This is a genomic window from Aquimarina hainanensis (assembly GCF_042684685.1).
In the GTDB taxonomy this organism is placed as follows: Bacteria; Bacteroidota; Bacteroidia; order Flavobacteriales; family Flavobacteriaceae; genus Aquimarina; species Aquimarina hainanensis.
The window spans coordinates 12,700-25,430 of record NZ_JBHULX010000048.1 but is presented as its reverse complement, the minus strand read 5'-3'; the positions used below and the strand labels follow the sequence as shown (position 1 = coordinate 25,430).

Annotated in this window: 9 protein-coding genes; 3 read left to right on the top strand and 6 right to left on the bottom strand. The window is 33.3% G+C overall.

The window, feature by feature from the left end; all coding sequences use genetic code 11:
- Positions 1–46: 46 nt before the first annotated feature.
- On the bottom strand, positions 47–949 hold the full coding sequence (locus tag ACFSTE_RS21245) for a lysophospholipid acyltransferase family protein (RefSeq protein WP_176030739.1): 903 nt from the start codon (positions 947–949) through the stop codon (positions 47–49).
- Between the two features lie 118 nt (positions 950–1,067).
- Between ACFSTE_RS21245 and ACFSTE_RS21240 the strand changes: the two genes are divergently transcribed.
- The gene (locus ACFSTE_RS21240; RefSeq protein WP_176030738.1) at positions 1,068–1,718 is read left to right on the top strand and encodes a rhomboid family intramembrane serine protease; all 651 of its coding nucleotides are present in this window, start codon (positions 1,068–1,070) and stop codon (positions 1,716–1,718) included.
- Positions 1,719–1,792: 74 nt separating this feature from the next.
- On the opposite strand, the gene ACFSTE_RS21235 is transcribed toward ACFSTE_RS21240, so the two are convergent.
- On the bottom strand, positions 1,793–2,944 hold the full coding sequence (locus ACFSTE_RS21235) for a TlpA disulfide reductase family protein (RefSeq protein ID WP_176030737.1): 1,152 nt from the start codon (positions 2,942–2,944) through the stop codon (positions 1,793–1,795).
- Positions 2,945–3,117: 173 nt separating this feature from the next.
- On the opposite strand from ACFSTE_RS21235, the gene ACFSTE_RS21230 reads away from it, so the two are divergent.
- Complete coding sequence (locus ACFSTE_RS21230; RefSeq protein WP_378254225.1) at positions 3,118–5,490, top strand: GAF domain-containing protein; 2,373 nt, start codon at positions 3,118–3,120, stop codon at positions 5,488–5,490.
- A gap of 11 nt (positions 5,491–5,501) precedes the next feature.
- Here ACFSTE_RS21230 and ACFSTE_RS21225 read toward each other — a convergent pair whose 3' ends face one another.
- Entirely contained in the window at positions 5,502–6,692 is a 1,191-nt protein-coding gene (locus tag ACFSTE_RS21225; protein WP_176030735.1) for a Pycsar system effector family protein, read from the bottom strand.
- A 62-nt stretch (positions 6,693–6,754) separates the two neighbouring features.
- On the opposite strand from ACFSTE_RS21225, the gene ACFSTE_RS21220 reads away from it, so the two are divergent.
- On the top strand, positions 6,755–10,465 hold the full coding sequence (locus ACFSTE_RS21220) for a metallophosphoesterase (protein WP_378254227.1): 3,711 nt from the start codon (positions 6,755–6,757) through the stop codon (positions 10,463–10,465).
- Positions 10,466–10,568: 103 nt separating this feature from the next.
- On the opposite strand, the gene ACFSTE_RS21215 is transcribed toward ACFSTE_RS21220, so the two are convergent.
- From ACFSTE_RS21215 to ACFSTE_RS21205, 3 genes are all read right to left on the bottom strand, one after another.
- On the bottom strand, positions 10,569–11,036 hold the full coding sequence (locus tag ACFSTE_RS21215; protein ID WP_176030733.1) for a hypothetical protein: 468 nt from the start codon (positions 11,034–11,036) through the stop codon (positions 10,569–10,571).
- A 306-nt stretch (positions 11,037–11,342) separates the two neighbouring features.
- Positions 11,343–12,206, bottom strand: a complete 864-nt coding sequence (locus ACFSTE_RS21210) for an SdiA-regulated domain-containing protein (RefSeq protein ID WP_378254229.1) — start codon at positions 12,204–12,206, stop codon at positions 11,343–11,345.
- Entirely contained in the window at positions 12,188–12,643 is a 456-nt protein-coding gene (locus tag ACFSTE_RS21205; protein ID WP_378254230.1) for a Dps family protein, read from the bottom strand. The genes ACFSTE_RS21210 and ACFSTE_RS21205 overlap by 19 nt, the downstream gene beginning before the upstream one ends.
- Positions 12,644–12,731: the final 88 nt, after the last annotated feature.

Sequence of the window (12,731 nt, the reverse complement as noted above, 5' to 3'; positions counted from 1 at the left end):
CAGCACCTATATAAAAAAAGCCGGTCATTTATTTGACTGGCTTTTTTTAATCTACAATTGCTTTGTTAGGTTTTTCAGCATTTCGATGCTTCCACCTTTTATGTGTCCAGAGGTAATACTCTGGTTTTTCCTTTATTTGATTTTCTAACAGTCTTAAATACGCTTTGATGTAATAAAATCGATCATTACTGGTATTGTCTTCCTTTTTAATAGGGACAAAAGTAGCCTCATAATATCCCCTTTTCTTTTTGTTGATTTGTAAGTATAGTACAGTAAGGTCAAACTTTCTGGCAATTAATGATGCTCCAAGGAAGACAGGAACAGTCACTCCCATAAAATCAGTCCAGTACTTAGCATTCCATATTTTAGGGGATTGGTCAGCAATCATTCCGTAGGAACAAATATCCCCTTTTTTGATATCTTGTGAAATAGTACGAACAACGTCATGACTTTCAATTAAACGGGCACTGAATCGTCCCCTTATACGATGTACCATTTTATCAAAATAGGGATTTCTAACTTTTTTATAAATCCCTACACATGGATTTATAGATAATAAATCAATAGCAGATGACCACTCATAACTGGCATAATGCCCCATAAGGACAACAATACTTTTGTTTTCTTTTTCTAATGCATGAAAATCTTCAATATTAGTTACTCTAAATCGTTCCAGCATTTCTTCTTTGGTAATCGAAATCGATTTGATCATTTCTAAAAACATATCGCACATATGCTTATAAAAAGCTTTTCGAATGCGATTTATTTCAGATGTGTTTTTCTCAGGAAAAACCAGCGTTAGATTCGCTGTAACAGTTTTTCGCCTGTATCTAATAATGTAATACACCAGATAGTAAATGCATGAAGATAACCCGTAAAATAAGCGCCATGGGAGCTTGGAAATACTCCATAGAACAGGGTATATAGTATAATAAATTAGTCGCTGCATTAAGCTGTGTTTAAACCAGCAAATATATGCTTATTTTGTTACCTGTAAAAGTGTTAAAAGGTCTTAAGCAATACTTTTATAGCTTGAAATAAGTGCTATATTTGAATAAAAATTTTGTATGCAAAATATTAATGTGGTCATGCTATTAATTATAGGAGCTAATGTACTGGTTTCTATAAAAGGTTTCAATGATTATTCTTTTTTTGAGAAGTATAAATTCAATATCGGAGGTATTCGACGCGGAGAACAATTGAGAATGCTGACATCAGGGTTTCTTCATGTAGATATGACTCATCTGTTTTTTAATATGTTTTCCTTGTATTTTTTTGCCCCTGTTGTGATTAGCTATCTGGGAGATATAAAGTTTTTGATCATATATCTGGGGAGTCTTCTTGTAGGGAATATCTTGTCATTATTATTTCATAAAGATGAATACCACTATAGTGCTGTAGGGGCTAGTGGGGCAGTTTCTGGAATTATATATTCTGCTATCTTGTTTAAACCAGGTATGAGTTTGTTCATAATGTTTATCCCAATTCCTATACCTGCTTATATTTTTGGAATTGGATACCTTTTATATTCTATTTATGGTATGAAAAGCAAGACTGATAATATTGGGCATGATGCGCATTTTGGAGGAGCAGTGGGAGGATATATACTTACATTATTAATGGCGCCCAGGCTATTGACTACGAATTTATTGATGGTGTTCTTATTGGCAATTCCGATACTAATTCTATTGTTGCTTAAGAAATTAGGAAAACTCTAATCTGGATATATTTACAATAAAAAAGCGCCATAAATAGGCGCTTTTTTTATGTTTTGATGGAGTGTGGTGAAGTCTTACAATGCGGGTTCTTCTTCTCCTAATAATTCCTTTATCTTGTTTTCTAATGCCATTCCTCTCAGGTTTTTGGCTATGACTAACCCTTTGTCATCAATTAAGAATGTAGAAGGAACTGATTTTACGCCAAATTCCCTGGCAATAGGTTCTTGCCAGTACTGTAAATTAGAAATATGGCTCCATTGCAGATTGTCATCTTTTATCGCTTTAATCCAATGATCCTTATTTCTATCCAGAGATACTCCTATAATATTTAATCCTTTGTCATGGTATTTATTATAAACACGAACTACATTTGGATTTTCTGCTCTACAAGGCTTACACCAAGAAGCCCAAAAGTCTATGATGGTATATTTTCCCATTACTTCTTTTAAAGAAAGATTCTTCCCTTCGGGAGTAGGTGCAGAGAAATCTTCAATAACACTTCCGACATCAATGATTCCTATTGCACTTTCTACAAAAGAACTTAGACGTTTTCCTAATCTGCTGGAAACAACAGACGGATCCATCTGAGATAAGGTATTTTTAACATCTTTTGCAGACATAATTTTTAAATTCATTAAGTCTGTTAATGCCATTATTGCTACAAGAGAGTTCGGGTTGTTTTTAGCAATTTCTTTTCGGAATTGCTTAGCTTTCTCCGGAAGTTCTTGTTGTTCTTTTTTAATCTGAGCGATTTTCTCTTCTTGTTTTAATCGGGTAGCAACCACGAGATCATTTCCCAGTTTTACTTTTTGCTTACCAAATGATTTTGTCCCGGATATATACTTGAAGAACAATTCATTTTCAGGCCCTCCAGTAACAACAGAAGAACGCAGACTATCTTTATAGATGGTCATCTGTAGTGGATAGTTCTCACCTATAAATAGTACATTGCTGTTCAACGGATTCTTAGCAGCTGGGGTTTTGAAAGTCAGGTAATTAAAATCCCTGGTTTCTATATCTGGTAATGCTATAGAAAATTGTTGATTTTTAATAATTACAGAATCAATAACACTAGGTCTGTTAGATTGGCTTAATGCATTGATATATACGATATCTCCATCTTCAAAACCAATAGTTTTGGCAGTAATGTTATATCCTTTTTTTTCTTTTTCACAAGCAGTAGCTATTACTAAAATACCTACAAGCAATAGAATGATTCGATTCATGACAGTCCGTTTATTACGTTGTAAAAATAACTATAATCTTTTCTCATAGCCAAAAAAATATGGAATGTTTTTGGGCTAAAAATGGTAATTTTTTGTTATTTTAAAGGGGTTTTGGTGGGGGAAACACCAATTTTACTGTATTTTTGTATAAACTGGGGAAATACTAAAGAATTATGAAAGTGCTAGATCAGGATTTTCCATTAGATATATGGATTAGCTTCACTAAGTTCTTTGAAGCATACAGAGAAAATGTAACGAGTGAGAATGAATTGCTAAGAGATAGAGCCAAGCGAATAGTAGCAATTGCAGATCAATATCCGGAGCTGGAATCCGGAATTCAGTCAGAAGAACGCATACAAGAATTAATGCCAGAAATCAATATGATTTTGGAAGATTCTTTTTCTGAAATACTGCAGAAGAATGAAATCAAACTAGCGACGATTCCTTTTAAAAATATTGTATTAAAATGCACTCGTCGTTATGAGAATATTATAAAAGCGGCAGGAAAGGATTTTGAACCAACAATAGAGAACTTAGATGAAGATTATTACTATATCATGGGGTGTAGTATTATTTTGACAAGCTATTATGGATACAATATAGATTTTAAGCGTCCTTTTATTAGCAGTATTCCGGATATGTCTGGAATATTGAGGCATTATAAGATTTTATATAATGCAGATTTTATAAAAATAACCAAAAAAGAAGGAACCAGAGATATCACTAATGAAGATGTGGCAGAGTTACTGGATAACTTTGGTGATATTGATTTATGGAAAGAAAAGTTTGCTCCTAATAGTTGGATTTTTCAAGGAGTAATTATCGCTAATATGTTTGATGTGACCATGGATGTTTCCTTATCTAATTTCAAAGCAAAATTGCTGAAATATGATAAAGAAGAAGAGCAAAATGAAACATTCTTAGAAGATTTTCAAAAAATATTTAAGGCAATATTTAACCTCCCGGATATAAAAATCGGTTTTTCAGATTATAATGAAGAAGAACAAGTTTTTGAAACTGTGCCTTTCAAAAATGTACAAAGTTATCTCTTACACGATAAAAAAATGGATTGCTGTGAGGCAATGGTATGCAGAGAATCATATGATCACCTCTTTAAGGAATCTACATACTTTGCCATTTCGGATGTGGAGAAAAGTAGTCAGTTGGCCCCGGAAGAAGGGATGTATAAACGTTTACTGAAGCAAAATATTAAAAGCATTATTATTGCGCCAATAGTAAGTGGAGAGAAGTTGCTGGGGATTATGGAAATTGTATCTCCAAATGTTAGAGAACTCAATAGCATCAATGCACATAAGCTACAAGACGTAATGCCATATCTGGTAGATTCTGTTTTGAGATCCAAAGCAGAAATGGAAGATGAAATGGAGTTGGTAATTCAGAAAGAATGTACATCAATTCATACTAGTGTATATTGGAAATTCAGAGAAGAAGCAAAGCGATTTCTGAGATCAAAAATAGATGGAGAAGCTACCTCTTTTAGAGAAGTGGTTTTCGAAGATGTATATCCATTATATGGTCAGATCGATATTAAAGGTTCTTCTGAAGCCAGAAATACTTCTATCCAAAAGGATTTGATTTTGCAACTAAACCTTATCAACGATGTAATGAGTAAGGTTATAGAAGAAGAACCCTTACCTATTTATAATCAGCTAAAATACAGAATAGACGTCTATATACAAAGTATTAATGAGCAGTTTCAGGTAGATAGTGAGCAAAATATTCTTGATTTTATACGTAATGAAATTACTCCTTTATTTGAGCATCTGGAGAAAAAGAACGACAAAATAGACGCATTAATTTATGATTATAAAACTGAGTTGGATGAGAATTTAAGTATAGTTTATAAGCATAGAAAAGCCTATGATGAATCTGTAATGATCATCAATAAAAGATTAGCGGATCTTCTGGATAAAAAACAGGTAGAAGCGCAAAAAATGTATCCTCATTACTTCGAACGATTTAAGTCTGATGGAGTAGAACACAATATGTATGTAGGAGAATCCATTACCAAGAAGAACTCATTTAATCAAATTTACTTACATAATCTTAGATTGTGGCAGTTGCAGGTGATGTGCGAGATGGAAAACGAATATTATTTGTTAAAAAAAGATCTTCCTGTAGCTATGGATGTAGCCTCAATGGCATTAGTTTTTAATTCATCGTTGTCGGTACGGTTCAGAATGGATGAAAAACGATTTGATGTAGACAGTACCTATAATGCGAGATATGAAGTTGTAAAAAAGAGAGTCGATAAGGCAAATATCAAAGGAACCAATAAGAGAGTTACCGAACAAGGAAAACTGGTTATTGTATACTCTCAGCGTTCTGATGAGAAAGAATACATGAAGTATATTCACTTTTTACAAGCTAAAAACTACCTGAAAGAAGGAGTAGAGATTGTAGAACTGGAAGACCTTCAGGGGGTTACTGGTTTAAAAGCAATCCGAGTGGATATCTTATATCATAAAAATAAAGAAGCCAAAGAGTTTTATACATATGAAGAATTGATGGAAGCGCTTAATTAAGCGCTTTCTTTTTAGATTGAATAGAAAGCAATTAAAAATGCAATAACAGAAATAATAATACCAGCCATAAATACATTGTAGGTAACTCGCAATAATTTATACTTTCTGTTTAGAACAATTCCCAGGTAGTACAAGTCCTTAGTAAGCAATTCATAGACATGTTCCTTGTCTTTAGAAATTTCTTTAATGGCCCATTGATATTCATCATATGGCATTTTATGAAAATTACCAAAAAATAGAATATTGACTTGTCTGTTTTTTATTTGTTCTTTCGTAAACTCTCCACTGGTAACATTAGGACGAGTAGACATAATAGAAAGAATTATGGAAACGACACTAGAAAGTACCAATACCATGGTTGGGATGATAAGATGATGATTTCCCGGAGAGTCTAATTTAGGGATTAAACTGGATAATGCCAGAGAAATTATAATGGCATTAACCGAAAGTAGAATATTGGCTTTAGTATCAGCTATATCACTTAATTTTATATGGTTTCGGAGCGTTACCCTAAATAAGGTCTGTACTCCTCTTTCAGGGCTGTCATTTTTTATTTGTGCCTTTATTTTCGCTTTTAAAGCATCATCCTGGGAGTCTTTCTTTTTCTTCTTTTTATTTAATTTTTCAATTAGTTTTAAAAGATTTTCCTGTTTCTTTCCTTCCCAATGCTGAAGTGCATATGGGGTATAATAAGAATGTTTTTTAATAAAAAAGTTAATGCTTTCCAACAACCATTCATCGCTGGAGTATGCTTTTATATTTTGCAATTTGAGCTCTTTTCTCAAGAGATCACTTGTTTCCATAAAGTAATCTTTGGCAAAATGTGAGCAATCAGCATCCTTAATGATTTTTTCCAAATCATTAGAAGGGATGACATCCATTTTAGTGGCTAGAATGCAGCTTTCTACATTGTTGATTATCTCTTTATCAACCTCGTTTTTCTCTAAGAAATTCCGAGCAATTTTAGCACTTTCTTCTTCGTGATTATGTGGGTCTACAGTGTATCCTGTATCGTGTAGCCAAGCAGCTAATTGTAAGGTGAGTTCCTCTTTTTCGGATAAGTTAGCATGTGTAATGATTTCATTTGTACTTTTAACTACCCTGTGGGTATGAACATAATTATGATAAACAAAAGTATCTAGTAAATCGTTTTCAAAGAGATTAAAAACATAATCATTTGTTATTTTTACAATCTTGTTCATAAGGAATACCTTTTATTTATAAGTGCCAAATTACAATATTAAAAAAATATCAACCATAAGAGATGAAAAAAAATAATATTATTCTAGCTGTTTTTCTCAGTTTGTTTTTATTCAGTTGTGAATTTTACAAGCCGAAGTATAGAGATGCATATAAGAAGGTTGATTACGATGGAGTTATAGATAAGACATTCTTTTTTATAGGAGATGCAGGGTATGCAAGTCCTGATCAAAACACAAAGGGGATTTTACTCTTAGAGTCATATTTACAGGAAAATAATCCAGCCGATGGGTATATGCTGTTTCTGGGAGATAATATATATCCTGCAGGAATGCCATCAAAAAAAGAGACCTCTCGGAAACAATCAGAACACCGTATAAACAATCAAATCAATTTAGCTAAAACATTCAAAGGAGAAAGCTTCTTTATTCCTGGAAATCACGATTGGTATATCGACGGTGTAAAAGGAGTACAACGTCAGGAAAAATATATAGAGAAAGCATTGGCAGGAAGAGATGCGTTCAGACCTAGTGGAGGATGTGCTATAGAGAGTGTAAAAGTAAATGAAGAGATACAACTGTTGCTAGTAGACACGCAATGGTATTTAGAAGATTGGGATGAGCATCCTACGATCAATGACAATTGTCCGGAAATCAAATCCAGAGATTCATTTTTTGCGGAATTCGAGAGTCAGCTAAAAAAATACCAGGAAAAAACGATTGTAGTAGCATTACATCATCCTTTGTATTCCAATGGAATTCACGGAGGAAAATATGCATTAAAGAGGCACCTGTATCCAGGAAAAAGTAAAATTCCAATGCCGATTTTAGGTTCGTTAGCGATGCAGTTAAGAACTACAGGAGGGGTTTCTAGTCAGGATATACAAAATAAGAAGTATAAATATCTGGCAAGAAGGCTGGGAGCATTAGCCTCTGATATTGATAGAGTTATTTTTGTGTCTGGACATGAGCATTCACTGCAATATATAGAACACGATAAAGTAAAGCAAATAATCGCTGGTTCCGGGTCTAAAGTTACCTATGCAGGATTGAGAAATGATGGGCTTTTTGCTTATGCAGGAGATGGGTTTGCTAGATTGGATATTTATAAAGATGGAGCTTCGTGGGTTTCATTTTATGGAGATAATGGAACAGGATCAGCCACCTTACTATATAAAAAAGAAGTATATAGAAAGAAAGAAAAGCATACTCATGAATTAGCAACGAATTTTCCCAAAACAAAGAAAGCGTCCATTTATAACTTTGAAGGAACAGAGAGAACAGGATTTTATAAGAGTATTTGGGGAGAGCATTATAGAGCATTGTATGGAAAAGAAATAGAAGCTCCGGTTGCAGTATTGGACACATTGTATGGAGGACTAAAAGTAATAAGAAAAGGAGGGGGGCATCAAACACGCTCTTTGAGACTGGAAGATAAAGACGGGAAACAATATAGCCTTCGCGCATTAAAAAAGAGCGGGGTTCAGTTTTTACAGGCTAATGCCTTTAAGGATAAATATGTGGAACATGAATTAGAAAATACCATTTCAGAAGATGTTCTTCAGGATTTTTATACCTCAGCACACCCATATGTATTTACAATGATACCGGAATTATCAGATGCTGTAGGAGTATATCACTCTAATCCCAAAGTATTTTACCTGCCTAAACAGAAAGCTTTAGGAAAGTACAATCTTCATTATGGAGATGAATTATGTACTATTGAAGAACGACCAGAAAAAAAACAGAAAAACGTAGCGTCTTTTGGGTATCCGGATAACATTCGAAGTACGGCAGATGTATATGAAAGACTTAGAAAAGATGAAAAATATAAAATTGATGAGCCTGCTTTTATAAAAGCCAGAATGTTTGATATGTTAATTGGGGATTGGGATCGCCATCAGGATCAGTGGAGATGGTCAGAGTTTAAGCAAGAGAACGGAGATAGAATCTATCGACCGATTCCCAGAGACAGAGACCAGGCATTTTCTAATTTTGATGGTGCATTTATAAGTGCCGTAAAAGGAATGGTAGGAATGTTCAATAAATTCCAGGTATATGATGAGAAACCCAGAAGTGTAAAATGGCTTAATATTTCCGGATTAAAATTAGATAGAACCTTTATCCAAAGCAGTGGAAGAGAAGAATGGATAAAACAAGCAAAATATATTCAGGAACATCTCACAGATTCTATTATAGAAGTGGCATTTGATAAATTGCCTCCTGTTGCTAAAGGGGCTTCTGCTGAGGATATAAAAAGAAAATTAAAAGGAAGAAAGAAGATCTTACATACCATTGCAGATCAGTATTATGATTATTTATCCACGTTAGAAATTATTACCGGAACAGATAAAGATGATTTTATAGATATTGAACGAAGAAAAAACGGAGAGACGAAGATTGGAGTTTATAGAATTAAGAATGGAGAAAAAAGCGATTTAGTAAGTCAGCGAATCTATAGGAAGAAAGATACGAAAGAGATCTGGATTTATGGGTTAGATGATGAAGATGTATTTCATGTTCATGGGAAAGGGAACAACCTGATTTATATACGAATTATAGGAGGACAAAATAATGATAAATACAGGATCGAAAACGGAAAAAGACTTACAGTATATGATCATAAAACGAAAAAAAATACACTGGAAAAGAAGGGAGGAGCGACCATCCGTTTTACAGATGATTATGAAGTGAATTCATTCGATAAGAACAAGGAGATAGCAAAAATAAATACATTGACCCCAGGGGTAGGATATAACCCAGATGATGGGATTAATATTGGTTTTGCGAATAGTTTTCAGGTAAAAGGGTTTAACAGGAATCCTTTTACAACCAAACATACAGTAAAAGCAGGTTATTACTTTGCTACGAATGGATTTGATATTTCCTATGAGGGACAATTTGCCGGAGTGTTAGGGAAATACAATTTACTAATAGGAGGTTTTTTTACCAGTCCTAATTTTAGCAAAAACTTTTTCGGGATGGGGAATGAAACCATCAACAATGATGAAGTACTCGAAATGGATTTTAATAGGGTTAAAATAAGTAAGCTGGGGGTAGAAGCTGGGGCAGTAAAGACAGGAGAATATGGAGGGTATTTCTCTTATAAAGCTATTTTTGAAGGTATTGAAGTTGATAAAATAGAAAACAGATTTATAGGGAATCCTGTTTTTGAAGCAATAGATCCTGAGTTCTATGATAGGAAATACTTTTTAAGTGCCGATGGGATTTATAAATATGAAAGCTACGATGTTGTAGTAAATCCAACTAATGGAATGAAGTTTGAAATCAATGTAGGAGGGACTGCTCATGTAGATGATTGGAATAAAGGTTTTGTGTATATAAAACCCTATCTGGGATTTTATAATGCAATAAGTAGAAATAGAAAATTGGTTTTAAAAACAATAGCGCAGGGACAAGTAAATCTGGGAAAAGATTATGAGTTCTATCAATCTGCTCAACTGGGACAAACTACCGGAATGAGAGGGTATAGAAATCAACGATTTTCAGGACAACGTTCTTTAGCAACTACAATGGACCTCAGGTATAGCTTTAATCAATTCAAAACAAGAGTTGCTCCCTTACAATTTGGAATTTTTGCAGGAGTTGATCTGGGGAGAGTTTGGGTGGATGATAGCGACTATTCCGATAAATGGCACAATGATTATGGAGGAGGTTTCTGGATCAGTAGTTTAGATATGTTAAGTGGTACTGTGAATTTGTTTAATGGAGCTGAAGGATTGCGATTTTCTTTTGGATTCGGTCTTAAAATATAAACATAAAAAAGTTCCTAATACAGGTATGAGGATTTAGTATCGTATTAGGAACTTCGTAACATTACAGATTTAGGGGCTAATTCTAAAAACAACACGTTACATTTCAAAAATCGCCAGAAACGCTAGATGCAATTCTTTCCGGCGCTGTATTTGTATTGATCAAAATCGTAGGATTTTCTATCTTATTGTATGAATAGGATGAAAAAGGGGCTGATCCATTCATATCTTTTCCTGATATAGAAGTAACTGTAATCGTCGACCGGTCCGTATTTTTATCTGTTATTACAGAAATAGGATTTTGATAAGAACCAGAAGCAACAACTTTAGAGCCTCCTTCTACAAAAAAAGTAATAGACGCTTTTTTAGGGTTTTTAAAAGTGACACCCTCTTCTATTGTCAGGATTGCATTATTAATTATAGTAATATTATTTTCAAAAGTATACATTGTATTTTTGGTCAATATCATGTTTTCTGATATGATGACAGGCAATACAGAAGCTTTCTGTTGAGAAAAAATAACAGCAGAAAAACAGCATAAAAAAACGAATAGGGGTATGTAGTTTATTTTCATAGGTTTATGGTTTTGGGGTTAGTATGTTGTTGTTTGGAGCTTAAGCGGGTAAGCTTCTCTAATTTACTAAAAAAAAACGAGTTTTTGTAATTTTTATCCTACATATGTAGTTTTTTGTCGTTGAAATAATGTTTATAAGTAGGTTTTTTACTACAATTAAATGAAGCGTTAACGCTTTGATATAAGGAATAGAGAAGAAATGAACAGTTTTTACTTATTGTTAATAACTTATATTGTTGATTTGTAGCTTTTTAATGTGTGTTTGAGAAAGGGAAGGTGGTGACAAGTCTTTATACTTGTAGATATTTATAGTTCTACTTTATAAAGAAAGCCGGTGTTTTTTCCATTTTTTTCATCTGTAACAAGTAAGGTAGTATCGTTTAAAAAAGTAACTCCTTCCTTTTGAGAAAAATGATTAAGCTCTTTTGTTTGTATTGAACCATTAAATACGTTGGGGAGTTTAAAATCCGTTAACACAAAAATCATATCATACGTTAACAATACGATTTTGTTCTGAGCATGATTGACGGCAGCAGCCGTAATAAAACAACGATTGCTATACTCACAGGTTTTAAATGTAGCAACTAATTGAGCAGTATGAGTTCCGGGGATTGCTGGAACAGTATAGAGTTTCGTAGTTCCATCAAAGTGAGAAGATCTGTTTTTCGTAAATAGGTAGAGGTTTCCGTTAAGGTAAATACATGCTTCTATATCAAAATTTCTGTTTTTCTTTTTAGGAGGGAACTTTAATTGATCTTCCAGAGAGAATTTTATTTCAGAAACAGTACTTTTTCCTTTCAGAGGGTCTGATACTTTGTAAATAACCAGGTCTTTTCTGTCATTATCGTTATTACCAAAATCCCCTATATATAAATTGTTATAATGATCATAACTAATATCTTCCCAATCGATATTTGTCGTACCAGGAATTACGAATTCATCAATAAAATCCCCTTCAGAAGTAAATATGATTACAGTGTTGTCATTACCTGAGTCATTAATTGTATAGAGATATTCCTGCGAAGGGAATAAAGTGATACCAGATATTTCCTTAGAAATACCTGGTAGTTTTTTTATTTTCTGAATAACTCGGTTTTTAGTACATCCCACTAAGGTGATAAGACTAATAAAAAGAGCAAGTATTGAAATGTTTAATTTTGTTGATTCCATGCATTAAGCATCCAGCTGGTTTTTTCTAATTCACCAATATAAGTTCCTACAAAATCCAAGGTTCCGTCATCCTCAGCTTCTTCAGCACTTTTGGCAACTATTCTCAATTGTTTAATAAGAATATCCTGATCTCTCAGAATCGTAGATACCATCTCTACATCTTTTAAATCAGAATTCGATTCTTTGATATTAGAAGCGGCTAAGTAGTCACTGAAATTACTAATAGGCTTTATAACCCTTAATGTTAAAATTCGTTCTGCAATTTCGTCAATTTTTAGTTTAGCATCTTCATAAAGTTCTTCAAATTTTAGATGTAGTTCAAAAAAATTAGAACCGGTAACGTTCCAGTGAAAGTTTCTTAACTTCTGATAGTATAAATGATAGTCAGCTAATAGGACATTCAATTTTTCTGATGTCTGTAAATGAGTATTGTTCATAGTTTTTATTTATTGTTTTAAATTTTGTAATACAAAAATACTATAGTTTTGTTGTTAAAAAAGCTAAAAGTAATAGTTAAATATGATC

Excerpts from the sequence above, each read along its gene's own strand:
- ACFSTE_RS21205 (WP_378254230.1), bottom strand. The coding sequence starts at position 12,643 with ATGAACAATACTCATTTACAGACATCAGAAAAATTGAATGTCCTATTA.
- ACFSTE_RS21220 (WP_378254227.1), top strand. The coding sequence starts at position 6,755 with ATGAAAAAAAATAATATTATTCTAGCTGTTTTTCTCAGTTTGTTTTTA.
- ACFSTE_RS21210 (WP_378254229.1), bottom strand. The coding sequence starts at position 12,206 with ATGGAATCAACAAAATTAAACATTTCAATACTTGCTCTTTTTATTAGT.
- ACFSTE_RS21240 (WP_176030738.1), top strand. The coding sequence starts at position 1,068 with ATGCAAAATATTAATGTGGTCATGCTATTAATTATAGGAGCTAATGTA.
- ACFSTE_RS21215 (WP_176030733.1), bottom strand. The coding sequence starts at position 11,036 with ATGAAAATAAACTACATACCCCTATTCGTTTTTTTATGCTGTTTTTCT.
- ACFSTE_RS21230 (WP_378254225.1), top strand. The coding sequence starts at position 3,118 with ATGAAAGTGCTAGATCAGGATTTTCCATTAGATATATGGATTAGCTTC.
- ACFSTE_RS21235 (WP_176030737.1), bottom strand. The coding sequence starts at position 2,944 with ATGAATCGAATCATTCTATTGCTTGTAGGTATTTTAGTAATAGCTACT.
- ACFSTE_RS21245 (WP_176030739.1), bottom strand. The coding sequence starts at position 949 with ATGCAGCGACTAATTTATTATACTATATACCCTGTTCTATGGAGTATT.
- ACFSTE_RS21225 (WP_176030735.1), bottom strand. The coding sequence starts at position 6,692 with ATGAACAAGATTGTAAAAATAACAAATGATTATGTTTTTAATCTCTTT.